The following is a 23965-nucleotide window of genomic DNA, read 5'->3' as shown; positions in this document are numbered from 1 at the left end:
CGTGGAGGCAGGGACGGCATGGCAGGAGCTGGGAAGCCCACAGCTGCGCGGACTGTGTGGCGGCGCTTACTCAAGCACCGCCGACAGAACAACGCAATATCTCGCGCGATGATTGAAAGAAATTGACAGCCAGAAGGCAATGATTTCCCGTCAGCCGCCCCAGCCCTCCTGCGGGCGGTCCAGCACCTACGCCTGCGGAGGCTGCCCTGTCGAGCCGCGCACCACCAGCTCCGGTTCGAAGAGCAACTCCTCGGTGGGCACCGCACTTTCGGCGATCTGCAGCGTGAGCAGCTCGACCGCCGCGCGGCCCATGGCTTCGATCGGCTGGCGCACCGTGGTGAGCGGAGGATCGGTGCAGGTCATGAACGCGGAGTCGTCGTATCCGACCACCGAGACGTCCTGCGGGACACCCAGGCCGCGGCGGCGGGCGGCGCGCACCGCGCCGAGCGCCAGCGGGTCGCTCGCGCAGACGATGCCGGTGACCCCCTCGTCCAGCAGGCGCGCGGCGGCGGCCTGGCCGCCCTCGATCGAGAACATCCCGCGCGAGACATGCCGCTCGGGCAGCTCTTCGCCGGCCTGCTCCACGAGCGCACGGGCAGCGGCGAGCTTGCGCTGCGAGGGCATGTGGTCGGCGGGGCCGAGCACCAGGCCGATGCGGCGGTGGCCGAGCGTGGACAGATGCCGCCAGGCCTGCTCGATCGCCACGGCGTCGTCACAGGAGACCGCCGGGAACCCGAGCCGCTCGATCGCCGCGTTCACGAGAACCACCGGGATCTTGCGCGCGGCGAGCCGCTTGTAGTGCTCGTGCGGGGCGTCCGCCTGCGCGTACAGCCCGCCGGCGAACACGACGCCGGACACCTGCTGCTGCAGCAGCAGCTCGACGTAATCCGCCTCGGAGACCCCGCCCTTGGTCTGCGTGCACAGCACGGGGGTCAGCCCCTGCTGGGCGAGCGCGCCGCCGATCACCTCCGCGAACGCCGGGAAGATCGGGTTCTGCAGCTCGGGCAGCACCAGGCCCACGAGCCGGGCCCGCTCGCCGCGCAGCTGAGTGGGACGCTCGTACCCCATGACGTCCAGGGCCGAGAGCACGGACTGCCGGGTCGCGTCGGAGACTCCCGGCTTGTTGTTGAGCACCCGGCTGACCGTGGCCTCGCTGACCCCGACCTTCCGCGCCACCTGAGCAAGTCGTCGCGTCATGGCCGCAAGAATACTGCAATTCTTGCGTCCTGTTTGCGTGCTCGCTAAATCCGTTTCGGAGGGCGCACCTGACGCGCGCCGAACCTCGGACGGGACCGAACGGGTGAGGGCGGATCGTTTCGGCGGCTCATCTTTGCCGATTCAGGTATCACTGCTGGTCGGCTCGGGAATGCCGGGATGCGTTCACGTGCCGGTCGCCGTTCCGGCACGTCCAGCAGTTCAACAAGCACGTCCAACAAGCACGTCCAGCAAAGGAAACGACCCATGCGTCTTCGTCACTCACTGGCCGCCGCGGCCGGTGCCGCCGCCTTGCTCCTGACCGTACCCGGCTCCGCCCACGCCACCGAGGGCGACTTCATTTACACGTACGTCGACAGCACCGGCCAGGAGGGGCAGGCCACACTCCACGACCCGAGCAGCGGCGAGTGCGTCACGTTCGACGAGGCGGCCCGGGAGTACGACCAGCCGCCGGCCCACTCCCCCAGGAACCGCACCGCTTCGTACGCGATCGCCTTCACGAACGCCGACTGCACCGGCGAACAGTTCACCCTGCGTCCCCACACCGGCGGCGCGAGCGAGCGGCTGCAGATGCGGTCGGTGTTGTTCTCCTGACCTGACCTGACCTGACCTGGCCCGACCTGACCTGATCGGTCCGCACTCCGAACTCAGGGCACGCGGGCGACCGCGACGTAGAAACCGCTCAACTCGGCCTTCGGTGCCGGCGATCCCTTGTACCAGTGCGTCGCCGTCACCAGGCCGGGCTCGACCAGTTCCAGCCCCTCGAAGAAACGCTCGACCTCCGCGCGGCGCCGCATCCGCAGCGGCACCTGACCCTTCTTGTAGGTGTCGGAGACGGAGTCCGCGAGCTTGGGGTGTTCGTCGGTGGTGCCGTGGGACAGCACCAGATAACTCCCGGACGGCAGAGCGCTCACGAGGGTGCGCGTGAGGCCGTAGGGGTCCTCCTCGTCGGTGATGAAGTGCATCAGGGCGATGAGGGAAAGCGCGATGGGCTGCTCGAAATCCAGGAGTTCGCGAGCATGGTCGAGGATCGCCTCGGGCCGGCGCACATCCGCCTGGACATAGTCCGTGGCGCCTTCCGGGCTGCTGACCAGCAGGGCCTCGGCATGTCGCAGCACGATGGGGTCGTTGTCCGCGTACACGACCCGGGAGCTGGGCGCGATCGTCTGCACGATCTGGTGGAGGTTCGGCGCGGTGGGAATGCCGGTGCCGATGTCGAGGAACTGCCTGACACCGTTGTCAGCGAGCCAGGCCGCGGCGCGCTGCATGAACGCCCTGTTCCGCGCCGCGTTCGCACGTGCCTCGGGCGGCAGCTTCTCCCCCATCTCCTGATCGACCAGGTAGTTGTCCTTGCCGCCCAGCAGCCAGTCGTAGACACGCGCGGGGTGCGGCCTGCTGGTGTCGATGGGGGCGTTGGTGTCGTCTGTGGTCATCCGTGACTCCCCTACGTGTCTGACCCGTTCGGCAAGGATCTTCCGACCCTACAGGTCACGAGGTCAACTGTATTGGCTGGTAGGAGAGTTACTCGCGGCTGCTGAGGGAGTCACGCGCGGTGGCGGTCAGAGCTGCCGGAGGTGGTCGCGCAGGCTGCGCGCGACCTGTGCCATGAGGGCATCGGCGCCGGGTTGCGCGCCGGCCGGCACGAGGGACTCGGTCAGGGCCGCGACGGCGAAGGTCTGGCCGTCGGAGTGCTCGACGACGCCGATCTCGTGACGCAGGTTGAGGAGACTGCCGGTCTTGGAGGACCACGTGCTCGCGTCGGAGCTGAAGTCCGGGGTGAGCCGGTGCCTCAGTACGTTGTGGGCCATGAGGTCGCGCAGCCGCTGGGCCACGTCGGGGTGGACCTTCGACGGCGTCCACAGGGCCTGCAGCAGATCGACGAAGGTGCGGGCGCTGCCCGTGTTGGCCCGGGTGGTGTCGAGTTGCGGCACCCGGTGGCCACGGCCACTGGTGCCCGCGTCGATGGCGAGGGCGTGGGCGAGGTGGACCTGATCGGCGTCGAAGCGCTCCACCGGGGTGTCGGACAGCTCGTCCACGCTGTGCCGCACGGCGATGCCACGGATGTCGAACTCGTGCAGCATGGCGGTGACTTGGGCGGGCGGGGTGAGCTCGAACAACGCTTCGGCTGCCATCCCGTCGCTGAGGCAGGTGCTCAGGTAGAGCAGGTCGTCGATCGCGATCCGGGCGGGGTGACGGAAACGGCTCAGCCCGGTGGGGCCGGGCGTGGTGACCCGCCCCGGCTGCACTTCAAGGATCGTTCCCCCGTCGAGCTCGCCCCGCCGGATCCGCTCGAGCGTCGCGAGCGCGAGCGGGACCTTGACCAGGGAAGCCGACGGCAGGTGGGTGTCCGCATCGATGCCCAGCTCATCCCCCGTGTGCAGGTCCCGCACGAGCAGACAGCCGCGCAGGCCGCCGTCGAGCAATTGCCCGCGCAGTTCACGCAGCAAGGCCTCGGTGCTCGCACCATCGCGCAAATATCCGTTCATGCCGCCCCCACCTCCGTGCCGAGATCGTCGCCCCTGATCATCGCGCCGCTCCGGCCAAGGCCCCGGTTCGGGAGCTCGCACCCAGGCAGCGGGCGATGGCCTCGCCAAGGCGCGCTTCGATGTGCTGCGGATTACCGTCCGCCGCGGCGGCCAGGGCGAACCCCCGGCCGAGCGCGACCTCCCCGATGGGCCGCCAGGTGAGGGCGAGTTCCTCGGCCTGTGCGAGGGAGCACAGCAACAGGTCGTCCGAGCAGAGGACTTCGGCCGCGGCGCTCGTCAGGTCGGGCGCGGCGACGAGCTGCGCGGGCCGCAGGCCGAGCGCGTCGCGCAGGCGTGTCAGGGGGTCGCGGATGCGCGGCACGTCGTCCTCCGGCTGGATCCAGACACGCCGGGCCGGGCCCGTAGAGGCGCGGCCGACCCGCAGCGTCTCGAGGTAGACGCGCCGCACGCCGGGGTCCCGGGCAGCGGCGAGCCCCAGCGGCACGGACCACGTCGCCTCGTCCGCGGGCACCGCGAGCAGCGCGGCGCGCACCTGCTGTGCGTGCAGGAGCTCTCTGCGCTGCGTCGGCGCGGCCACCCGCAGGTCGAGCGTGATGCCGTGGTCACGCGCCTCGGCGACGAGGCGGGCGAGACCGATCGTGGAGCAGATGCCGGGCACCGCGAGCCGCCAGGGCTTGCGCTTGACGGCCTCGGCCTCGTCGATGAGCACGTCCGCCGCCTGCACCAGCTGGCGGGCCGTGGGCAGCATGTCCCGGCCGAAGGGGGTGAGGACGGCGCGCCGTGAGGTGCGCTCGAACAACGGCTCGCCGAAGCGTTCCTCCAGCGCGGCGACGCGACGGCTGGCCACCGACTGGGACATCCGCGCCGCGGCCGCTCCGTCGGTGAAACTGCCGTACTCGCTGACGCTGACGAACGCGCGACACGCTCCCACCAGATCCACGCCCCGGATCCTATGCCAGATCAGCATGGAACCACGCATGAGCGTATTGGACCGCATACGCACCCGACGGCGAGGGTGGCTGCGGCACTCACGACCACGTACCGGGACGGAGCCGTGCCGCCCCGTCCCCTATGCGCCCTGCCCTCGGGGCGCCCGGAGGTTTGGCCCATGCAGCACACCCGAGCCCGTCTGCGGCGCACCCGCGCCCGTCGCTCCGTTCTCGGAGCACTCGCCACGCTCTTCGTCGTCCCGCTCGTGGCCTGCGCGGACGGCGAATCCTCGGCGTCTTCGTCATCGTCATCGTCGTCGTCACCGTCCGCGGCGACCACGAAGCCCGCTGGCACGACCGAACCCGCTGGGGCCTCGAAGTCGGCCACCCGCGAGTTCAAGGCGCTTGAGCGTAAGTTCGACGCGCGACTCGGTGTCTACGCCGTGGACACCGGCACCGGACGCGAGGTGATCCACAACGCCGGGGAGCGTTTCGCCTTCAACTCCACGTTCAAGGCGCTGGAGGCCGGAGCCGTGCTGCGCAAGTACTCGCTGAGCGGCCTCGACCAGAAGATCAGGTACTCCGAGGACGACCTGGTCGCCAACTCGCCCGTGACCGAGAAGCACGTCGACACCGGGATGACGCTGGGCGAACTGTGCGACGCCGCCGTCCGCTACAGCGACAACACCGCGGCCAACCTGTTGTTCGAGCGGCTCGGCGGCCCCAAGGGTCTGGACGCCGTACTGGAGAAGATGGGCGACGACGTCACGCGGATGGACCGTATCGAGCCTGACTTGAGCACCTGGGTCCCCGGCGAGAAGCGGGACACCTCCACACCGCGGGCGCTGGCCAAGGACCTGCGGGCGTTCGTGCTCGGGGACGTCCTGCGCAAGGGCGAACGCGCGCAGCTCACCAAGTGGCTGAAGACCAACACCACCGGCGACCACACCATCAAGGCCGGGGTGCCCGAGAACTGGGTGGTGGGCGACAAGACGGGGACCGGCAGCTACTACGGCGCACGCAACGACATCGCCGTGGTGTGGCCCCCCGACGGCGCCCCCATCGTGATGGCGATCCTGTCGAACCGCGGCGAAAAGAACGCCGAGCCCTCCGACAAGCTGATCGCGGAAGCAGCCTCGACGACCGTCGACGCGCTGCGGTAGCGGGTCGAACGCCTCGCGCCGTAAGCGCAGGCACAACGCCTCGCGGTTTCAGCAGAGGTACGTCGTCGGTGCGTGACCCGGTACCGGACAGTCGGGCGCGGCGGATCCTGCCGCCCGCCGCACCCCGGCCCCGCCCTCTTCCTATCCGCTGCCCGCAGCGGAAAGCCATGTCAAGGAGCCCTCGATGACGGATGTCGCACCCCTCACCGACCACGGCCGCGGCCCCGCCGGGAAGGCCACCCGCGTGGTGGTCGTGGCGGGCCTGACGCTCGCACTGGCCGCAGGCATCGGGTACGCCGCGGAGCTCGGCCCGTTCGATCCTGGGCCCGCGATACCCGACCCGGAGGCGACCAGGCAGGCGCATGCGTTCCTCGCCGGCTGGGAGGCGGGCCGCATGTCACGGGCGGCGGCGCTGACCTCGCGCCCGGAGCAGGCGGAGCGCGTCCTGAACAGCTTCACCGCCGGACTCGACATCAGCGAGCCGGACCTGACACCGGGTGCGGCCAAGGCCGGTGAGGACGGCACCGTGACCGTGGCCTTCACCGCGAAGATGCCCGTCACCGGCCTCGGCACCTGGCGTTACGCCTCCGCTGTGCCCCTGCGCAAGCAGGACGACGGCACGTGGAAGGTGGAGTGGGCGCTGTCCCTCGTGCACCCGAAACTGAGCAGCACGGAGAAGTTCCGTCTGGAGCGGGAGGACACCCCCGGGCCCGAGATCAACGACCGGGGCGGGAACGCCTTGTCGAGCAAGCCGCACCCCTCCCTCGGTCCGCTCCTCCCCCAGATCGCCGGGAGCGGCGGCGCGGGCCCGCGCGGTGCGGTGCGGCTCGTCGACCGGGCCACCGGTGAGGTCAAGGGCACGGAAGCCTCCTTCGGCAAGAAGTCCGACCGTCCCGCCGACCGTCCCGTGTCCACCACCCTCGACGCCACCTGGCAGTCCGCCGCGGAGAAGGCCCTCGCCACCAAGGCCGACGGCAAGGACGCCGCGCTCGTCGCCCTGCGGATCGACGACGGCGAGATCCTGGCCGTCGCCAACTCCCCCTCGTCCGGGTTCAACCGCGCCGTCTCGGGCACCTACGCGCCGGGCTCCACCTGGAAGATCGTCACCACCAGCGCCCTGCTCCTCAAGGACGCGGTCGCGCCCGACGACATCGTGGACTGCCCGAAGTACCTCACCGTCGGCAAGCGGTTCCAGAACGTGGAGACCTCGGAACACCGGGGCGCCACCTTCCGCAAGGACTTCACCACCTCGTGCAACACCGCCTTCATCAGCCTGCGCGACAAGGTCGGCGACCAGGAACTCGGCGACGTCGCCGGAAAGTACTTCGGGGTCGGGCAGAAGTGGGGCGTCGGGATCCCCTCGTACGACGGGTCGGTCCCGGCCCCGCGGGATCAGACCGAGAAGGCCGCCTCGATGATCGGGCAGGGCAGAGTGCAGGCCAACCCGCTGATCATGGCGTCCGTCACCGCGACGGCGGTGTCCGGCACCTTCCACCAGCCCAGCCTGACGGGCGCCGCCAAGGACACGACAAGTACCACCCCGCTGCCGCAGGAAGTCGTCACGCAGCTGCGGGAGTTGATGCGCACCACGGTCACCGACGGCACGGCCTCGGTCCTTGCCGACCTCCCCGGCAAGGTGGGAGCGAAGACGGGTACGGCCGAGGTCTCCGACGACGCCCCCAACAACGGCTGGTTCGTCGCGTATCGCGGCAATGTCGCCGTGGCCTGCGTCGTCGAGAAGGGCGTCACCGGCGGCGCGTCGGCCGGGCCCGTCGTACGCAGCCTCCTCGGTGCCGTACCCGACGATCCGTCCTGACGAGCGGCGCGCCCCTGGCCTCTGCGGGTGCCGTGGGCCTCAGGAGTCCCGGCACTCCACGTGACCCCAGCCGTGTGCGTTCTTCGCGATCTTCTCACCGGTGGCGTAGGGCTTCTGGCAGTGGCAGCGGCCGGGGAACTTGGCCTTGATGACGCCGCTCGCGCCGCCCTTGCCCGTCTTCGCGCCGGAGGCCTTTCCCGCACCGGAGCTCTTGCGCGGCCGGGCGGCGGGTGAGGCCGTCATGCGCTCGGGCCGCGGCTCCGGGATCGTGACCGCTCCGTGGACGGTTCCCGCGGGCTGCTGTGTCGTGGCGGCGTCGCTGGCCGCGACGTCGGCGATCGCGTTGAGGTGGTCGCCGTCCGCCTGGTGGGCCGCGACGTGCCGGAAGGTGACCGCGCGGCCCTGCAGGAGTGCGTCGATGCGCACGACGAGCTCCTTGTTGGCGACCGGCTTCTTCGCGGCGGTCAGCCAGCCGTTGCGCTTCCAGGACGCGATCCACTTGGTGACGGCGTTCATCGCGTACTGGCTGTCCATGCGGACCTCCAGCGGCACGGCCGGGTCCGTGGACTCCAACAGCTCGGCCAGCGCGGTCAGTTCAGCCACGTTGTTGGTCGTGTCGCCGAGCGGCCCCGCCTCCCACCGCTGCGGGCGCTCGTCGGAGTCGGCGACCACCCAGGCCCAGGCGGCGGGCCCGGGATTCTTCTTCGCGGCTCCGTCACAGGCGGCGATGATCAAGTCAGACATCCCTCGATGATGCCAGCCCCGGAGACACGCGAAGGCCACCGCCCCTCCGGCATCGGACGGCGCCGGACCCTCAGGCCCCTTCTGACGGACCCTGGACCTCGGGGGCATCCAGCGCCGGGGCGATGACGGCGAACGCCCGGTCGGTCAGCTCGGCCGGGTCCTCGACGCCGTCGCTGTCGCTCCAGCGTTGCAGCACGGCGTCGAAGGCGGACAGCGCCATGCTCGCGGCCAGCCGCGGGTAAAGGTCCACGCCCGCGTCACGCCTCACTCGCCGCGCCACTTCTCCCGTCAGGTCGTCGCCCCATTGCGCCTGGTGCTCCAGGAAGCGGGCGCGCAGCGCCGGCGTACGCAGGATCAGCCGCACCACGGGCAGCACCCGCTCGGAGTGATCACCGCAGGCGGCCAGCGGAACCCACACCGCGTGCCGCAGCGCCACCGAAGGCCGCTCATCGGCGGGACGGGCCGCCAGCTCCGCGTGGATGCCGACGCCCATGTCGGCCAGGAACTGGACGACCACGTCCTCCTTGGACGCGAAGTACCGGAAGAACGTCCGCCGGGAGACCCCCGCGGTGGTCACGATCTCGTCGATGGTGACCGCGTCGAACCCCTTCCGCGCGAGGAGTTGCAGCGCCGCTTCGGTCAACTCGTTCGAGACGAGCTGCCGTTTGCGCTCGGCCATGGTCACTTCGGGGCGGGAACTCACCGGGCCATGGTACACGCCATGCCTTGCATGACACTCAGAATCACTCTTGACACTGAGTGCCACGACCGACAACATGTGCCGCATGACGCAGCAACAGCGCTGGACAGCCGACCAGATCCCCGACCAGACCAAGCGGGTGTTCGTCGTCACCGGGGCCAACAGCGGCCTCGGTCTGGCGACCACCCGGGGGCTCGCCCGGCGGGGCGGGCACGTGATCCTCGCGGTGCGCGACGAGGAGAAGGGCCGCCGAGCGGCCGCGGAGATCACCGCCGCGCAGCCGGACGCGAGCCTGGAGATACGCCGCCTCGACCTGGCCGATCTCGACTCGGTCCGTGGCTTCGCCGACGGGCTGCGCGCCGACCATCCACGCCTCGATGTGCTCATCAACAACGCGGGGGTGATGGCGCCGCCTCGTACGCTCAGCAAGCAGGGCCACGAGCTGCAGTTCGCCTGCAACCACCTCGGCCACTTCGCGCTCACCGGCCTGCTGCTCGACCTGTTGACAGCCGGGAGCAACCCCCGCGTGGTGACGGTGAGTTCGATCAACCACCGCCAGGCGCGCCTCCGATTCGACGACCTGCACGGCGAGCGCAGTTACAAGCCCATGGGCAACTACAACCAGTCGAAGCTCGCCAACGCCGTCTTCGGCAAGGAACTCCACCGCCGCCTCTCCGCGTCCCGCAGCCCGGTGCGCAGCGTGCTCGCCCACCCCGGCTACACCGCCACCCACCTCCAGACGGGCACGCCGACCGGACTGTGGCGGGTGCTGCTCGGGCGCATCGGCAACCCACTGTTCGCCCAGCGCCCGGCCGAAGGCGCGCTGCCCCAGCTGTACGCGGCGACCGAACCGGGCGTGGAGAGCGGCCAGTTCATCGGCCCCGGCGGCCTGGCCGAGCTGCGCGGCGCGCCGACCCGGGTGCGGCTGGCCCCCGTGGCGGCGGACGAGGAGACCGGGCGGCGCCTGTGGGAGCTGTCGGAGCAACTCACCGACGTACGTTTCACGTTCCCGGCCGCCGTATAGACGTCCGGAGCCGACCTCCGGGTTTCCGTGCGACCTCTCAGCGGTGGCTGGGGAGGATCAACCCCCAGGCCTGGAGGGCGAAGTCGAGGGTCATGCCGTGGCGCTCGTACAGGGTGAGGGCGCCGCTTGCTTCAAGTCGGCCTGCACCTCGGCGAGTTCGGTGTCGGCACGACCGATCTCCAGCAGGTCGATCTTATTGAGCAGCGCGCACACCGCCGCCGCGTCATCGAACGTCGCGGGGCGGACGGTCACGCCGGGCGGGAGGGTGGCGGATGTGGTCATGGAGCCACTCTCCGATGCCCGGGAGCGGGCCCGCAACGGACTTTCGGCGCCGTCCGGGCCACTGCCGTGCCGGAGCAACCTGCCGTGCCGGGACCGTGATGGCCCCGGCACAGCGGGCTTCGGCTGGAGGACCCTAGATGCCGAACGGCGCGGCGTAGCGCACCATGCCGCCGGGCAGCGGGTGACCGGCGTCGAGGGCGAGGGCCATCATGGCCTCGTCCGGGACGTCGATGCTGATGCCGATGCCGTGTGTCGAGGCACGGGTGAAGCCGAACCGCGGGTAGTACGCCGGGTGCCCGAGGACGGTGACGAAGCGCTCGCCCCGGTCCTTGGCCGCGTCGAGCGCGGCACGGATCACGGCGGAACCCGCACCCGTCTTCTGGTACTCGGGAAGTACGGCGACGGGGGCCAGGCACAGCGCCGGGGTGTCCCCGATGTGACAGCGGGTCAGGAGCGCGTGGCCGACGACCCTGCCGTCCTGGCCGGTGGTCACGACAGACAGTCCGTCGATCCACGCGGGGTCGGCGCGCAGTGCGTCGACGAGGTCGGCTTCCGCGGGGGTGTCGAACGCGGCGACGACGACGGCGCGAACGGCGGGGATGTCAGCGCTGGTCTCGGCGCGCGTGATCCAGGTGTTGCTCAGGTTGTTGCTCATGATGGATGAGGATCCATTTCATGGTGGGTTCGTGTGGGTGGGTGCCCCGCGAGCTCACGCTCCCGGCGAGGCGAATCCGGCTGGGATCAGGCCACGACCCGGGACGTGAGGGCGGTCCGGGCGGTGCGCATGGCAGTGGCCTCGAGCGCGGTCATCAGCCCCAACTCCCTACATCCTCGATCTGGAACACACGAACGCCGACGATCCTATCATCCGGCCGCTTTCGGCCACCTGGCGCGTGGGGCGCGGGGGGGGGGGGGGGGGGGGGGGGGGGGGGGCCCCCCCCCCCCCCCCCCCCCCCCGCCCCGGTTCCACGTACTCAGGAGAAGATCGCGTGGACCTGGTCGACCGCTTCGGGTCCGTAGCCGACGACGCCCACGGGGACCGCGCCGTCGATGGCCTCGATGATGCGCCCGGCCCACACCGGCCCGAAGCCTCCGCAGAGCTCGATCAGCTGCACCCCCTCGTCGACCAGGCGGCGCGCGGCCGCCACGCCGTCCTCGGGCTTGGCCACCCCCACAAGGACCGTGCGGCACTGCCCCGTGTCGACGACGTTCACGTCGCCCTTCGCGTCGCTGCCTGCCGCGGTGTAGATGAAGCCCCAGCTGGTGAGCGCCATGAGCGCTGCCCCCTCACTTCCGGTCGCCCGGATCCGGTCATCGACGTCGAGGCCGCTCGAACCCCGCGACCTCTTGAATGTTCTATGCCATGACCCATAAGTTACCGAGCAGTATCGGCAGTCGTCCTGTCCGTGGCCGTGCCTTCGCCGCCTCAAGAGCGGCGCTCGTCGGCCCAATCGACCCGAGGGAGCCACCATGCCCACACTCGACCGCCAGGACGACGTCTTCATCCTCGACCTCGGGGACGGCGAGAACCGCTTCCACCCTGACTGGCTCGACTCCGTCGACGCCGCGCTCGACGAGGTGGAGAAGGCGGACGGGCCCCGCGCCCTGGTGACCGCAGCGACGGGGAAGTTCTTCTCCAACGGCCTCGACCTGGACTGGCTCCTCGCCCATGCCGACCAGCACCAGGAGTACGTCACCACCGTCCAAGCCCTGCTGGCGCGTGTGCTGTCCCTTCCGGTCGTCACCGTGGCAGCGCTGCAGGGGCACACCTTCGCCGCCGGGGCGATGCTCTCCCTGGCCCACGACTTCCGCGTGATGCGCGCCGACCGCGGCTTCTGGTGCCTGCCGGAGGCCGACATCAACATCCCCTTCACCCCGGGGATGTCCGCGCTCATCCAGGCCAGGCTGACCCCGCAGACCGCGCACGAGGCCATGACGACAGCCCGACGGTACGGCGGCCACGACGCCCTGGCCACCGCGCTGGTCGACCGGGCGGTGGAGGAGGACGCCGTACGCGGGACGGCCATGGAGATGGCGCGGACCCTGGTCGGCAAGGCCGGACCCACGCTCGGCACGATCAAGACCCGTATGTACGCGCCCGCCCTGACCGCCCTGCGCGACAAGGACAACCCTCTCGGCTGACTCAGGCAGCCGCTGCGCGAAGATGCGTAAATGAACCTCGACCCCGCAGGCGTAGGTCACGCACGCGCCGGCCACTCCCTCGTCGGCCACTCCCTCGTCGGCCACTGGAGCAGCCTCCCGTTCTCCTACGGCGTCATGGAGGCCTCCGAACTGGGGCTGCTCGGCGACGGCCGGGGCTGGAGCTCGTGGTTCAACTTCGAGGCGCTGTGTGTCACTCGCCTCGTCTGGAGATGCCCCGAGCCGGGAGTCGTCGAGCTGCACGCGAAGTGGATCGTGGAGGGAACACTCGCCGACGGCCCCGGCCCTCCGGCGTTCTCCCTGGTGGAGTCGACCACACAGGTGGACGACGTCACCCACTGCCGTTTCGTCATCGGACCGGCCGCACCCCTGCCGGGAGCGGATGCCGTGACGGCGCTCCACTTCGACGACGCGGTCGAGTTCTGCCACCAGTACGCCAAGAAACCCGGACAGATCCGGCCCGAGGACGACCCCTCTCACCACGTACTGCCGTATCAGCGGGCCGGCACCTCGTGATCGACGCCACCGGCCTGCTCCACCTGATCGCCGCCGAGCCGACCCTGCTCGCCGCCGCCCCGCCCGGCTCCCCCGACGAGATCCTGCTGCACCGTGCCCGCGACGAACACCACCCCTGCCTGGCCTGCGGCCGGCCGGCGAACTGCGCCGTCATCGTCCACTCCCCGGCGGGCGACCGCGTACTCGACGTGTGCTCGCCCTGCTGGGACACGGTCCGTCAGGCCAATGAGGCGAGCAGCCAGGCGTAGAGAGGGATGGACGGGGGACTCGGGACCGAGGCAGATTGTGTGCCGCTCGGGACCGAGGCAGATTGCGTGCCGGCATGCACAGCACACGGGCTTCCGCGACGACCACAGGGAGGCGCGATGTCGACGCAGACCCATCGCCTCATCATCCACGAGCTCGCACGGTGCGAAGAGTGTGCTGTGCTGCGTGTGAGCGGTGAACTCGACCAGAGCGGCGAGAAGTTCTTCCTGCGCACCCTCGGCGCCTCCGTGATGGCGGGTCATCGACATCTCGTGCTCGATGTGACGGCCCTGGTGTTCTGCGATTCCCGTGGGCTCAACTGCCTGCTCGGGGTGCGGTGGCTGCTGCGGCGCCGCGAAGGGCAGCTGCTGCTGGCCGGAGCGGGGCGGCATCTCGCCGAACTGCTGAAGGCCACCGGCAGCACGGATATCTTCCCCCGCTACCTCACGGTGGGCCAGGCCCTGTTGACCCTGCCGCCCGCACACCGCCCGACGTGGCCGCCCACGCCCGCACCCCGCTCGGACGGTGCGCCGAGCGATTCCCCGCCGCTCGGTTCCTGAGCACCTCGGTTCCTGAGCATCTCGGTTCCTGAGCATCTCGGTTCCTGAGCATCTCGGTGCCTGAGCAGCCCGCAGCACAACCCTTGACGTGCCCGCTGAGCCGCCGAAGAATGATCGCACTTTGACAACGTTGTCGACGGGAAGGTCGCGCACGATGCCGCAGCACGCCTGGGGAACCACACGCCGTCAAGCTCTGCAGCTGCTCGGGGTGTCCGGTGCCGCGGCGGCCTTCCCGCTCACCCTCGGCACGGGACCGGCCGCGGCTGCCACGGGGACGCGAGCGGACGTGGAGGCGGAGGCGGACGTCGTCGCGGACACGTACTACCGTGTCCTGCTCTCCCACACGCGCTGGTCCGAGACCCAGTGGGACGCCTCCCAAGGCCACTACACCAGCAAGGACTTCGGCTTCGCCGTCGTGCTCGGCAACGCGGTGCTGCTGACCCGCGGCGCCTACGACGCCGAGCGCGCCGGAGTCGCCAAGGACACGCTGCGCACCCGTACGCTCGCGACGCTGAAGCACTTCGCGGCGTCGAACCGGCTGACGGGCGGCACCCAGTGGGGCCGCAAGCTGTTCTTCGACACCACCTTCCAGTCCTACTTCGTCCTGGCGGCACGTCTGCTCTGGGACGACCTCGACGAGGCGACGCGGCGACACGTCGACACCATCGTCCGCGAACAGGCCCAGTACACCGAGGCGTTGGGCACGGGCGATGACCCGGACTCCGGCGACTGGTCCCCGCACGGGCTCACCGGCGGCCACAAGGACGACACCAAGCTCGAGGAGATGGGCATCTACGCCCAAGCGCTCGCCCCGGCCCTGGCCTGGGCGAGCGACGACCAGCGGCAGGACGCGTGGCGTGCCGCCTTCGGCCGGTGGAGCCGCAACGAGGCGGGGCTGCCCGCGGCCGACCTCGCGAACCCCGCCCGGGTGGACGGCGTCGCCGTCAGCGAGAACACCGCGCAGAACCTGTACGACACCTTCATCGTCGAGAACCACGGGTCCTTCGGCCCGCACTACCAGGAAGAGCTCTGGCGCACGTCCGGCCGCAACTCAGCCCACTTCCTCGCGGCCGGTCAAGCCCTGCCCGAAGTGCTGACCGCCCAGCCCAACGCCGCCCCGCTGTGGCGCACGCTGCTCGGCGTGATGAGCGATGCGGGCGAACCCCTGATGCCGATGGTCGCGGACCGCGAACACCTCTACGGCCGCGACATCATCCCCCTCGCCTTCCTGGCCCAGGTCGTCGGCGACCGGGCCGCGGCCGCCTGCGAACGCGCGCTCGCCGAACGCCTCGAGGGGTATCAGCAGTATCCGCCGCAGTACCGCATAGCGAAGTTCTCCGGTGAGCCCAAGTACGAGCCGGAGGCGCGTGCCGAGCTGGCCATCAGCTACCTCCTGCACGAGTGGCGTGACCGGTCCGGGCAGCGACGCGTCCGTCCCCTTTCCCCGGGCGAACTCTTCGAGCAGGCCGCCGGGGTCACCGACCACGGCGCGGGCCCCGGCCTCGTCTCGCACCAGTCCCCCGGCGCCTGGGCCGGTGCCGTCACCAAGCCGGGCTTCGTGAAGTTCGCCTGGCAACCGGCCCACGACGACTGGCTGTTCGCTCTCAGCGGCCCGACGCCCATGTTCCTGCCGAGCACGCGGGCGAAGGTCGTCGAGCGGTCCGCGGTCACCTACACGCGACCGCGGGACGGCTTCGACGGGAGCGCGAGCCTGCTGACCCTTGACCACGGCTTCGCGGGGTTCACCACGCTGCCGTCGGGCGCCGTGGTCTACGCGACGTCCGGCACGGCGGACGGCGAGGGCCACCTGGAGGTGCGCAACCTGTCCATGGACGGCGTACCGGGTCTTGACGGCAGCCGTACCTATCGCGCCGCCGAGGGAAGTACCACCGTCAAGGCGAAGACCGGGGACCACTCGCCGGCCGGGGCGCGCACCGACGAACTCAACTTCCCGCGCGGCCAGTTCCAGCACCTGCGCATGCTGGGGGTGCGCCCTGACCCGGCGTACGGCTACTCGCTGTACGCCTTCGAGATACGTGACGGCGCCTCGGGCGATGACCTGGCCCGCAGTGGTGGGGCGAAGGCCTCCGCCTCCTCCTTCGAGCCGGGCATGGAGCCCGCGCTCACGATCGACGGCAATGGTTCGAGCCGCTGGGCGGTGTCGCGCGCGGACCGGCCACGGGCCGACAGCTGGATCGCCGTCGACCTCGGTTCCTCCCGGTCCGTGGACCGCGTGACGCTGCGCTGGGAAGCCGCGGCGGGGCGCGCCTACCGGCTCCAGGGGTCGGCCGACGGACAGGAGTGGAGCGACCTGGTCACCTGGCCGCGACCGGATCTGACCAGCCGCGGGCAGTGGCTGGACATCGACGGCCGCGCCGGTCTCGTCGTGCGCGGCGGAGCCCATCCGATCGCGGTCTACGGCGACACGGTCGTCCTCTCCGATGGCCCGGCCGAGAGCCTGCTGATCGAAGGGCTCCCGGGCGCGACGACGGGCGAACTGCGCGCGGCGGCCGCCCGCAAGTCGCCCTCGACGGACTCCGGGAGCGTCAAGGCCGCCCTCACCGAGCACCACCTGAGCCTCTTCAACCTCTCCGCCGAGGCCGTGACGACGACGGTGATGATCCCTCGCGCATCCTCCTCCCGCGAGGTCCGGCTCTATGAGGGCACGCAGACCCTCACGGAGTCCGGCACGGCCCTGCGCATCGAACTCCCCGCCGCCTCGGCCGTGTTGGCGCCGCCCCGCATCACCCTGTCCGCGCACCGCCTGCCCGTGGGCCTGCGGGCCGAGGTCGTCGACGGCGGCACCGTGCGGGTGAGCGGTCCCGCCTGCCGGGTCACGGTCTCGGCGCAGGGCAGACGGGTCGGCGCCACGGTGCACGTCGGCCGCACGACCACGGTCACCGTGCCTCGCGCCACGCCGTACCCCCTCTCCGACCTGGCGCTGGGCCGCAACACCTTCCCGACCTCGCCGCTGCCGCCCGGCATGACGGACCCGCGGGCCGCCGTGGACGGCGACGAGACCACCGCGTGGAAGGCCCGGCAGGACGACCGCATGGTCGTCGACCTCGGCAGCGAGCAGCACATCAGCGAGGTCCGCGCCCGGTGGCGCGGAGGCCACGCCCCGTCCTCCCAGGCGGAGTTCAGCCTGGACGGCCGTACGTACGACGGCTCCGCCCGGCTGTCGACGCGCGGCACCCTGCGCGTCGACCGCACGGCACGTTATGTGGCCCTGCGGGTCACCGCCCGCTCCGGGGGTTCCCTGACGGCGTTGACGGTCACCTGACCTCCCGTGTACGCGGCGCTACTTCGCCCTGGCCAGGGCTATGGCTCCCTGCAGCCGCTCCCCCGCCTCGTACATCATGTAGGGCACGCCGTTCTCCGTGCCGAAACTCGGTGACGCGGTGCGCCCGTTGTCCGGGGCGCCGTTCATCGAGTCGTGGAAGATCCCGAGGTGGTCGCGGCGGGAGAAGTCCTTGCCGACCTCGGTGATCAGGATGTTGCCACCACTGCCCTTGTCCGTGTTGTAGACGACGAAGGCGCTGTCACCGCGGGTCAGCAGGTGGGGGCCGCCCACGTTCTGCGCTCCCACGTCGGCGTGCCGGATCAGCGGGGTCTGGTCGAAGGTCCAGTTGCGTCCGTCGGGTGACCAACCCCAGGCGATGTCGCGGTGGTTGGTGGTGTTGTTCAGCATGAAGAGCAGCACGTAGCGGGCGCCCCGGGAGGGCAGGTCGTGACGGAACACGCGGGCGTAGGACGTCTCGGTCGTTCCGCTGGGCAGCATCGAGGTGGAGAGCACCACCTTGTCGTAGGTGAAGTGGATGCCGTCCTTGGAGCGGGCGAGGCGGGTGGTGGTGTTCTCGCCGTGGAAGTACAGCCACATCTCCTTGGCGTCCTCGTTCCACAGCACGTGGGGCGAGGAGACGTGACTGACCTTGTAGTGCGGCTGCCAGTTGTTGGTGACGATCGGGTTGCCCTCGTACTCGGTGAAGGGCCCCTCGATCGAGTCTCCGTAGGCCAGGCAGATGCCGCCGGGCGCGTCGTGCGGCGCGTAGTAGAGGTAGTAGCGGCCGAGGGCTCCGGTGACCCGGCCGGCGGTGCCGCGCAGGCAGGGGAAGATGATCTCGCCCGTGGGGTTGTAGGCGAGGTCCGAGGGCTTCAGGACCGTCTTCACGTAGGCGTAGTCGGGGAACCCGCCGGGTGCCGCCGTGGCCGTGCCCGCCGTCGTGACGCCGGTCGCCAGGGCCGCGCCGGTGACGGCCGCCCCGCGAAGGAAGACGCGGCGCGGGAAGGGGTGGGGGTGCCGAGGGGTGTGCTGCGAGGTGTCGTGTTGCGGCTCGTTCATTTCTGTTCTCCGTCCCGGGAGTTGAATGTCAGAGGTGAGCGGCAAGGTCAGAGGTAGGTGGCGGCGGTGACGCAGAATCCGCCGAGGGCGACGGCCCACACGTAGGGCAGGGTGCGCACCATGACCTGCTGCGGGCCGACGCCCGCGTACTGCGCGCTCCACACGGTCTGGGTGCTGGTGGGGTCCGAGACGCCGAAGACCTGGTTGTAGGAGGCGGCGAGGCCGAGCACGGCGACGGCGGGGTAGATGCCGGCCGCGATGAGCACGCCCGCGATGCCCGCGCCGAGGCCGTAGACGTTCAGCGGCCCCCTGTAGAGGCACAGCGGCACCAGCAGGGTGAAGACCAGGACGAACAGCACCGGGTTCTGCGGGCTGACGGCCTTGACCAGGGGTTCCAGGGCCTCGATGGCGCCGGGGAGTTTCACCGCGGCGAGCAGGATGCCGATGGCGATGAACAGGGCGATCGGAGGTGCGGCGACCTCGAAGCCGCCGTAGAGGGTGCGCAGCAGGCGCTTGTTCATCTCGCGCGGCCGGGTCGTGGTGACCAGGGCGTAGAGCACGCCGGCCAACAGCGAGGGAATGATCGCGAGCTCGAAGCCGAGGGCCAGGACCAGGGGCACGACGGGGGTGAGCAGCGCGTACCAGGGCGCGTCACCCAGCCGTTCGCGGCGCGAACGGCGCTTGTCGACCGTCGTTTTCAGCGCCCAGGTGTGTTCGACTCCGCGGCGGCGGGACTCGACGAGGACGAAGGCGACGGCCGCGACCAGGGCCAGTGGGAACAGCTTCACCATGAAGCCGCGCACCGTGGGGATCGGCAGGTCGAGGGCCGTGGAGAAGAACTGCCAGATGGGGAGTTCGAACGGCACACCGACGGCGATGCCCATCAGGATGGTGCCCGCGGCGGTGACCTTGGGGATGCCCACGGCGACCATCGCGGGGATGCCGATTATGCCGGCCAGCATGGCGGCGGGAGCCGAGCCGGTGACGGTGCCGATCAGCGCGGAGACGGCGAGCACGCCGAGCGCCACGACCGTGGGCCGGTCGCCGCCGAACTCCACGATCTTGCGGACGATGGTCCCTGCGATGCCGGTCTCGTCGAGGAGTTTGCCGAGCCAGGAGCCGAGCAGCACCGCGATCATCGTCGAGGCGAGCATCGGGGCGCCCTCCTGGAGGACGGTGTCGAAGACGCTCTCCTTGCCGGTGAGCGGCGCGCCCGCGACGAGGGCGATGACGACGCCGAGCAGGACCAGGGCAAAGGCGGTGGGGAGCTTGCGGGTGAGCATCGCGGCGACACCCGCCGCCATGACGATCAGGATGACAACGCCCATGGCGCTACTTCTCTCTGTGGGTCACGGCGTCGCCGAGCGCGGCCGTGAGAAGAAGGGGGCTGCGGCCGAGCTTGCAGACGGTCCGGGCGTGGGCGTGGGCGGCGATCTCCTCCGCGCCCGCGACATGCCCGTACAGCCGGAACCGTCCCGCGCGCAGGACGACGTGGCCCAGGGCCCGCTTCAGCGCGTCCTTCGCCGGGCCGTGGTGGAGGTGTTCGTGCACGGATTCGTGGGCGAGGGCTGCCGCGCGCACCGAGCCGGGCGGGTACCAGTGCCGCCAGCCCCGTTCGTCGATGAGCGCCTCGGCTGCCGCGAGGGTGTCGGTGTAGAGCTCCACCGTGGGTGTCGGCCGCGAGGTGTAGCGGGCGAGGAGGCCGCGTTCGAGGCCGTCGGAGCGTTCGACGACCCTGGCCCGGCAGGGCACGGGCGCCAGCGCGGCGCCGAACTCCTCGGCGGTGCATGCCCATTGGCGCAGTAGCTGCGGGTCGCGGCCTTCGTGGGTGGCGGTCGCGGCGAGGAACTGGGCCGCGAGGTCCAGGTCGTCGAGGGTCTCTGGCGGAGGCGCGGTAGGCGTGCTCATGTGCGCACCTCCAGGACGGCTATGACCGGCTCGTCGGCGGCGCGCGCCTGCAGTTCGCTGCGGGCCAGCGCGAGCAGCGGCCCGGGGTCGAGCACGCCTGACAGGTCCGCGATCCGGGAGCCGAGCAGCAGCCGTACGGCGGGGGCGCGGACACCGCCGTCGCCGTACGAGGTGGTCTCGCGCACCAGCTTCGCCAGTACGTCGGGGGCATCGGCGACCCGGGTGGTCTCCACGCGGGCGTCGGGGACGTGCAGGCGTATGACCCCGTCGGCATCGACGATGCGTACGGGATGCCGGGTGGTGCGCAGGGTGCGTCGTACCTCCGTGCCGTACACGGTGTGGGCGGAGGTCTTGGCGAGGACAGTGACCTGGGACTCGTCGGTCTTGAGGCTGGCAGCGGCCGTCCGCAGCCGCTCCTCCTCGTCCGCCCGGTGCGCCCGGTCCTGGGTGCGCAGTTCGGTGGCGCCGGTGGCCACCGCGCGCACGGTGCTGGTCTGCGGGTCGACGGTCACCTCGACCTCGACTCCGTCTGCCGCGGCGCCCTGGGCGACGACGGCTGCCTCGGCCTCGGCACGTACGGCGAGGATCTGTTCCTGTCCGGCGCCGGGGATGGTCCGCTCGATCTGCTCGCGCACCAGCGCGAGGGCGACCCCGATCGGGCTGATCACCTCGCTGTGGCGGGCGATGCGCCCCTCAAGACCGCAGACGTCGGCCAGGTGCGGGGTGACGGAGGCCGCGCCGCCGCCTCCGCCGACGAGCAGCGCGGTGTCCTTGTCGAGCCGGTAGTCGCGGATCATCGTGTCGACGACCCTTTTGACCTGGGCCGTGCCCGCGTCGAGAAGCCGGTGGGCCGCGGTGGCCACGTCCACGCCGAGTGCCGCGGCGAGCGGGGCGATCGCCGCGGCGGCCACTTCCTGGTCGCTGCGGGCGAAGTCGCCCTCGGGCACGCGTCCTGCCGCGTTGGCCGCGCAGGTCATGGTGAGGGCGAAGCGGCCGCCCGCCGCATCGAGGACGGCGTAGTCCTCGGGGTCGCCGGGCATCGGGCTGAGCGTGGTGAGCCGGGCGTCGCGCAGGTCGTCCAGGGTCGCGAAGCACGCATAGGGCAGCCCGGCGATGTGCGCGCTGCGTGGCCCGACGCCGGTCACCTTCCCGCCGCCGATCCGCACCATGGAACCGCCGCCGACGCCGACGGTGCGTACGTCCAGGGCGTTGAGGTACGACTTCTTGCCGAGGATCGTGGCGTGCTGGACGGCCACCTTGCCGCGCCGCACGACGCTGATGTCGGTGGAGGTGCCGCCGGTCTCCAGGAAGACGCCCTCGCTGATCCGTTCCTGCATCAGCGCGCCCGCGACGCCCGCCGCGGGCCCCGAGAGGACCGTCAGCAAGGGCCTGCGCCGCATCTCGTCGAGGGACATCACGCCGCCGTCGCAGCGCATCACCATCAGCGGGGAGTCGACGCCTGCCTTGGTGATGGAGCTGTCGACGAGATCGGCGGTGGCCAGCATGCGCGGCAGGATCGCCGCGTTGACCACGGCCGTACGGGTGCGCTTGTGCAGCCCGTACAGGGAGGTGATCTCGTGCGCGGCGGTGAGCGGAAGCCCGGCGGTTCGTGCCGCCGCCACGACGGCCTGTTCGCCCTCGGGGCGGTCCACGCTGAACGGCTCGGTGGCCACGAGGACTTGGGCGCCCTCCTGCGCCAGCGAGTCGGCGGCGCGCCGGGCGGCGGCCGCGTCGTCGGGGTCCGCGACATGGGCGTAGACGAGCGGAAGGCTCTTGCCCGGGGTGAGTTGGAGCTTGCCGAACGCGGCGAGCCGGCGGGTGAGGGCAGCGGCGGGTCCTGCCCCGATGCCGATCAGGCCGACGGTGGCGACATCGCCCTCCAGCAGGGCGTTGGTAGCCTGGGTCGTGCCGTGCGCGAGAAAAGCGACGTCCTCGGGAGCGCGGCCGGTCTCTTCCAGCAGACGGTCGAGGGCTTCCACGATGCCGTGGGCCACGCCGTCCTCGTGATGGTGGCTGGTGGGGACCTTCACCTGTCCCAGGAGTTCCAGGGTCGTGGCGTCGACTGCCACGGCGTCGGTGAAGGTTCCGCCCACGTCGATGCCGACGCGGATGCGGTGGGTGGTCATGGTTGGGCACCTCCTTGTGCGGGTTGGCGGTGCGCGGGCGGGCCGGGTGGGACAGGTGGAGCTGTCCCGCCCGGCACTTTCCGCGTGGTGCGTGTACCGGCCCTGAGTGATCCGCTCTCAGTAGCCGCGTACGTCGGGCCAGTGGCGCTGCACACCGTCACGGTCGAGCAGCCGGGCGAACTCGTCGAACCGCTTGTCCTCGCCCTGGACCTGGTGCGGTTCGACGCCTTCGGACACACAGTGCGCGGCGAGGGCGCCCGCCACCTCGCCGATGTTCCACTCCACGGGGTGGAGGCGATAGCAGCCGTTGGTGATGTGGGTGGTGCCGATGTTCTTGCCCGCGGGCAGGAGATTGCGGACCCGGCGGGGCACGAGGGCGCCGAGCGGTATCTCGAAGGGCACCGAACCGATGTCGATGTAGTTGTCACCGCCGGTGGAGGGGTGCAGGTCGATGCGGTAGTTGCCGACGCCCACGGAGTCCCGGTACCTGGTACGCCCGTAGGGGCCGACGGCGTCGATCGCGACGTCCTGCTCGGTGACGGTGGTGACGGCCTTGATCCGCCGCGACTCCCGCACGTAGGGGGCCTTGGCGAGGCCGTCCGCCGTGCCCGTGATGTCGGGGCGCAGCCGCAGGCCGGGGAAGCCGGTGCCGCCGTCCTCGCGGGGAGCCTCGGTCTGGAGCCAGTAGAGGACCGACAGCGACAACTGCCGCGCCTCCGCCAGAGCTTGCGCCGAGGTCTGCTCGCCGCCTCCGATCAACGGCTTCAGCCAGTAGTCGTTGAGCGGCCAGTTGACCAGGGTGATGTCGGAGTCGAAGGCGCCCGGCCGGTGCAGCTTGCGGGCGAGGATGCGGCGGAAGCCCCACAGCTCCTTGTCGCCCGCGTCGGCGCTCTGGTCGGCGTTGACGGCGAGCGGGTCGATCTCCGGGTTCGGCACGAACGTACGGGGGACGGCTTCGAGCGAACGCGGGTCCGGGGCGAGGAAACCGAGGAGTGGTCCGGGCCAGAAGTCGGGCTGGTAGGAACGCCAGAAGTCGTAGTCGACGGGGCGCTCGATGACATGGTTCTCGCCCTCGTGGTGGGAGAGGGCGAAGCAGACGGTGATGCCCTGCTGGTTGAGGGGCTGTGCTTCCTCGGGTGCGTGCGGCTCGCCGAACTCGGCGCGCGACTCGGCTCCGACGGCGTGCTCGACGCTTCCCAGTTCCAGCAGTTCGCCGGTCTCGGTGGCGTCGATGACGTAGCGGGCGTGCAGCGTGGTGCGGTCGCCGTCGCGCAGGTTCTCCAGGGTCACCGAGGCGATGACATCGTTGTCCGACTCGGCGGCCACGGGCCGGTGCTCGGTGAGAAGCGTCAGCCGTCCCGCCGCGAGGTGGGGCGCCAGCATGCCCTCCATGACGGCGAGGGCGACGCGCGGCTCGTGACAGAGCTTGCTGACCCGGCCCGCCCCCGGATTGAGGCCGGTCAGGGACAGCGCCTCCGAACGCAGGGGGTACCACTGGCGGTAGTAGTCCCGGATGGACTCGCGCAGGGTGCGGTACGAGGCGGTCGTGCCGAACTGCTCCACCCACGGGTGCTCGTCCGGCGGAACGGCCTGGGAGGTCAACTGGCCGCCGATCCAGTCGGTCTCCTCGGTGAGGACGACGGTCCGGCCGGCCCGGCAGGCGGCGAGCGCGGCGGCCACGCCGCCAAGACCGCCGCCGACGATGAGGATGTCCGGTTCAGGGATCACGGTTCTCCTAGTGCTGCTGT

The 23965-nt window shown here is 70.9% G+C and carries 22 protein-coding genes and 1 pseudogene; 9 read left to right on the top strand and 14 right to left on the bottom strand.

The features are described from left to right. Positions 1 to 186: 186 nt before the first annotated feature. Positions 187 to 1197 carry a LacI family DNA-binding transcriptional regulator gene (locus ACZ5U5_RS13815; RefSeq protein ID WP_469020409.1) on the bottom strand — a complete coding sequence of 337 codons (1011 nt, stop codon included), beginning with the start codon at positions 1195 to 1197 and terminating at the stop codon, positions 187 to 189. Between the two features lie 264 nt (positions 1198 to 1461). Here ACZ5U5_RS13815 and ACZ5U5_RS13810 point away from each other — a divergent pair, with 264 nt between their 5' ends. After that, positions 1462 to 1809 carry a hypothetical protein gene (locus ACZ5U5_RS13810; RefSeq protein WP_469020406.1) on the top strand — a complete coding sequence of 116 codons (348 nt, stop codon included), beginning with the start codon at positions 1462 to 1464 and terminating at the stop codon, positions 1807 to 1809. 53 nt (positions 1810 to 1862) lie between these two features. Here ACZ5U5_RS13810 and ACZ5U5_RS13805 read toward each other — a convergent pair whose 3' ends face one another. The 3 genes from ACZ5U5_RS13805 to ACZ5U5_RS13795 form a co-directional block, all read right to left on the bottom strand. After that, positions 1863 to 2648, bottom strand: a complete 786-nt coding sequence (locus ACZ5U5_RS13805) for an SAM-dependent methyltransferase (RefSeq protein WP_469020404.1) — start codon at positions 2646 to 2648, stop codon at positions 1863 to 1865. Positions 2649 to 2774: 126 nt separating this feature from the next. Then, positions 2775 to 3701 carry a serine hydrolase gene (locus ACZ5U5_RS13800; RefSeq protein ID WP_469020402.1) on the bottom strand — a complete coding sequence of 309 codons (927 nt, stop codon included), beginning with the start codon at positions 3699 to 3701 and terminating at the stop codon, positions 2775 to 2777. A 37-nt stretch (positions 3702 to 3738) separates the two neighbouring features. Further along, positions 3739 to 4641, bottom strand: coding sequence for a LysR family transcriptional regulator (locus tag ACZ5U5_RS13795; protein ID WP_469020399.1), 903 nt, complete (start codon positions 4639 to 4641; stop codon positions 3739 to 3741). 189 nt (positions 4642 to 4830) lie between these two features. On the opposite strand from ACZ5U5_RS13795, the gene bla reads away from it, so the two are divergent. Together bla and ACZ5U5_RS13785 are read left to right on the top strand one after the other, a co-directional pair. Beyond that, positions 4831 to 5793, top strand: coding sequence for a class A beta-lactamase (bla, locus tag ACZ5U5_RS13790; protein WP_469020876.1), 963 nt, complete (start codon positions 4831 to 4833; stop codon positions 5791 to 5793). 184 nt (positions 5794 to 5977) lie between these two features. Next, on the top strand, positions 5978 to 7609 hold the full coding sequence (locus ACZ5U5_RS13785) for a penicillin-binding transpeptidase domain-containing protein (protein ID WP_469020397.1): 1632 nt from the start codon (positions 5978 to 5980) through the stop codon (positions 7607 to 7609). Between the two features lie 39 nt (positions 7610 to 7648). Here ACZ5U5_RS13785 and ACZ5U5_RS13780 read toward each other — a convergent pair whose 3' ends face one another. Both ACZ5U5_RS13780 and ACZ5U5_RS13775 read right to left on the bottom strand, forming a co-directional pair. Beyond that, positions 7649 to 8353: a ribonuclease H family protein gene (locus ACZ5U5_RS13780; protein ID WP_469020394.1), complete on the bottom strand. Its 705-nt coding sequence runs from the start codon at positions 8351 to 8353 to the stop codon at positions 7649 to 7651. Between the two features lie 70 nt (positions 8354 to 8423). After that, positions 8424 to 9032, bottom strand: coding sequence for a TetR family transcriptional regulator (locus tag ACZ5U5_RS13775; RefSeq protein WP_469020874.1), 609 nt, complete (start codon positions 9030 to 9032; stop codon positions 8424 to 8426). A 106-nt stretch (positions 9033 to 9138) separates the two neighbouring features. Between ACZ5U5_RS13775 and ACZ5U5_RS13770 the strand changes: the two genes are divergently transcribed. After that, entirely contained in the window at positions 9139 to 10077 is a 939-nt protein-coding gene (locus tag ACZ5U5_RS13770) for an oxidoreductase (protein ID WP_469020392.1), read from the top strand. Positions 10078 to 10206: 129 nt separating this feature from the next. Here ACZ5U5_RS13770 and ACZ5U5_RS13765 read toward each other — a convergent pair. The 3 genes and pseudogenes from ACZ5U5_RS13765 to ACZ5U5_RS13755 form a co-directional block, all read right to left on the bottom strand. Then, positions 10207 to 10359, bottom strand: a pseudogene (locus ACZ5U5_RS13765) (GNAT family N-acetyltransferase); the annotation flags it as partial. 133 nt (positions 10360 to 10492) lie between these two features. After that, positions 10493 to 11014 carry a GNAT family N-acetyltransferase gene (locus ACZ5U5_RS13760; protein ID WP_469020389.1) on the bottom strand — a complete coding sequence of 174 codons (522 nt, stop codon included), beginning with the start codon at positions 11012 to 11014 and terminating at the stop codon, positions 10493 to 10495. 319 nt (positions 11015 to 11333) lie between these two features. Then, complete coding sequence (locus ACZ5U5_RS13755; RefSeq protein WP_469020387.1) at positions 11334 to 11633, bottom strand: DUF6506 family protein; 300 nt, start codon at positions 11631 to 11633, stop codon at positions 11334 to 11336. A 196-nt stretch (positions 11634 to 11829) separates the two neighbouring features. Between ACZ5U5_RS13755 and ACZ5U5_RS13750 the strand changes: the two genes are divergently transcribed. The 5 genes from ACZ5U5_RS13750 to ACZ5U5_RS13730 all read left to right on the top strand — a co-directional run bounded on the left by ACZ5U5_RS13750 (position 11830) and on the right by ACZ5U5_RS13730 (position 17124). Continuing rightward, on the top strand, positions 11830 to 12501 hold the full coding sequence (locus ACZ5U5_RS13750; protein ID WP_469020384.1) for an enoyl-CoA hydratase-related protein: 672 nt from the start codon (positions 11830 to 11832) through the stop codon (positions 12499 to 12501). A gap of 30 nt (positions 12502 to 12531) precedes the next feature. Further along, positions 12532 to 13035, top strand: coding sequence for a hypothetical protein (locus ACZ5U5_RS13745; RefSeq protein WP_469020382.1), 504 nt, complete (start codon positions 12532 to 12534; stop codon positions 13033 to 13035). After that, positions 13032 to 13283, top strand: coding sequence for a hypothetical protein (locus ACZ5U5_RS13740; RefSeq protein ID WP_469020379.1), 252 nt, complete (start codon positions 13032 to 13034; stop codon positions 13281 to 13283). The genes ACZ5U5_RS13745 and ACZ5U5_RS13740 overlap by 4 nt, the downstream gene beginning before the upstream one ends. A gap of 117 nt (positions 13284 to 13400) precedes the next feature. Then, positions 13401 to 13841, top strand: coding sequence for an STAS domain-containing protein (locus tag ACZ5U5_RS13735; protein WP_469020377.1), 441 nt, complete (start codon positions 13401 to 13403; stop codon positions 13839 to 13841). Positions 13842 to 13995: 154 nt separating this feature from the next. Next, positions 13996 to 17124, top strand: coding sequence for a discoidin domain-containing protein (locus ACZ5U5_RS13730; protein ID WP_469020375.1), 3129 nt, complete (start codon positions 13996 to 13998; stop codon positions 17122 to 17124). An 18-nt stretch (positions 17125 to 17142) separates the two neighbouring features. Here ACZ5U5_RS13730 and ACZ5U5_RS13725 read toward each other — a convergent pair whose 3' ends face one another. The 5 genes from ACZ5U5_RS13725 to ACZ5U5_RS13705 form a co-directional block, all read right to left on the bottom strand. Then, complete coding sequence (locus ACZ5U5_RS13725) at positions 17143 to 18183, bottom strand: hypothetical protein (protein ID WP_469020373.1); 1041 nt, start codon at positions 18181 to 18183, stop codon at positions 17143 to 17145. Between the two features lie 47 nt (positions 18184 to 18230). Next, entirely contained in the window at positions 18231 to 19511 is a 1281-nt protein-coding gene (locus tag ACZ5U5_RS13720) for a TRAP transporter large permease subunit (RefSeq protein WP_469020371.1), read from the bottom strand. A gap of 4 nt (positions 19512 to 19515) precedes the next feature. Then, the gene (locus ACZ5U5_RS13715; RefSeq protein ID WP_469020369.1) at positions 19516 to 20091 is read right to left on the bottom strand and encodes a hypothetical protein; all 576 of its coding nucleotides are present in this window, start codon (positions 20089 to 20091) and stop codon (positions 19516 to 19518) included. Then, entirely contained in the window at positions 20088 to 22217 is a 2130-nt protein-coding gene (locus ACZ5U5_RS13710; RefSeq protein WP_469020367.1) for a hydantoinase/oxoprolinase family protein, read from the bottom strand. The genes ACZ5U5_RS13715 and ACZ5U5_RS13710 overlap by 4 nt, the downstream gene beginning before the upstream one ends. 117 nt (positions 22218 to 22334) lie before the next feature. Next, positions 22335 to 23945, bottom strand: a complete 1611-nt coding sequence (locus ACZ5U5_RS13705; protein WP_469020366.1) for an FAD-dependent oxidoreductase — start codon at positions 23943 to 23945, stop codon at positions 22335 to 22337. Positions 23946 to 23965 lie beyond the last annotated feature (20 nt).

The sequence above is a fragment of the Streptomyces sp. NPDC033177 genome (genome assembly GCF_055577715.1).
Note: the sequence above shows the minus strand (reverse complement) of the source record. Positions and strands in the feature narration are given on the sequence as shown.

Coding starts and splice junctions, on each gene's coding strand:
- ACZ5U5_RS13730 (WP_469020375.1), top strand. CDS start 13,996: ATGCCGCAGCACGCCTGGGGAACCACACGCCGTCAAGCTCTGCAGCTG.
- ACZ5U5_RS13750 (WP_469020384.1), top strand. CDS start 11,830: ATGCCCACACTCGACCGCCAGGACGACGTCTTCATCCTCGACCTCGGG.
- ACZ5U5_RS13785 (WP_469020397.1), top strand. CDS start 5,978: ATGACGGATGTCGCACCCCTCACCGACCACGGCCGCGGCCCCGCCGGG.
- ACZ5U5_RS13720 (WP_469020371.1), bottom strand. CDS start 19,511: ATGGGCGTTGTCATCCTGATCGTCATGGCGGCGGGTGTCGCCGCGATG.
- ACZ5U5_RS13710 (WP_469020367.1), bottom strand. CDS start 22,217: ATGACCACCCACCGCATCCGCGTCGGCATCGACGTGGGCGGAACCTTC.
- ACZ5U5_RS13715 (WP_469020369.1), bottom strand. CDS start 20,091: ATGAGCACGCCTACCGCGCCTCCGCCAGAGACCCTCGACGACCTGGAC.
- ACZ5U5_RS13735 (WP_469020377.1), top strand. CDS start 13,401: ATGTCGACGCAGACCCATCGCCTCATCATCCACGAGCTCGCACGGTGC.
- ACZ5U5_RS13760 (WP_469020389.1), bottom strand. CDS start 11,014: ATGAGCAACAACCTGAGCAACACCTGGATCACGCGCGCCGAGACCAGC.
- ACZ5U5_RS13815 (WP_469020409.1), bottom strand. CDS start 1,197: ATGACGCGACGACTTGCTCAGGTGGCGCGGAAGGTCGGGGTCAGCGAG.
- ACZ5U5_RS13755 (WP_469020387.1), bottom strand. CDS start 11,633: ATGGCGCTCACCAGCTGGGGCTTCATCTACACCGCGGCAGGCAGCGAC.
- ACZ5U5_RS13770 (WP_469020392.1), top strand. CDS start 9,139: ATGACGCAGCAACAGCGCTGGACAGCCGACCAGATCCCCGACCAGACC.
- ACZ5U5_RS13780 (WP_469020394.1), bottom strand. CDS start 8,353: ATGTCTGACTTGATCATCGCCGCCTGTGACGGAGCCGCGAAGAAGAAT.
- ACZ5U5_RS13805 (WP_469020404.1), bottom strand. CDS start 2,648: ATGACCACAGACGACACCAACGCCCCCATCGACACCAGCAGGCCGCAC.
- ACZ5U5_RS13800 (WP_469020402.1), bottom strand. CDS start 3,701: ATGAACGGATATTTGCGCGATGGTGCGAGCACCGAGGCCTTGCTGCGT.
- ACZ5U5_RS13810 (WP_469020406.1), top strand. CDS start 1,462: ATGCGTCTTCGTCACTCACTGGCCGCCGCGGCCGGTGCCGCCGCCTTG.
- ACZ5U5_RS13725 (WP_469020373.1), bottom strand. CDS start 18,183: ATGAACGAGCCGCAACACGACACCTCGCAGCACACCCCTCGGCACCCC.
- ACZ5U5_RS13745 (WP_469020382.1), top strand. CDS start 12,532: ATGAACCTCGACCCCGCAGGCGTAGGTCACGCACGCGCCGGCCACTCC.
- ACZ5U5_RS13775 (WP_469020874.1), bottom strand. CDS start 9,032: ATGGCCGAGCGCAAACGGCAGCTCGTCTCGAACGAGTTGACCGAAGCG.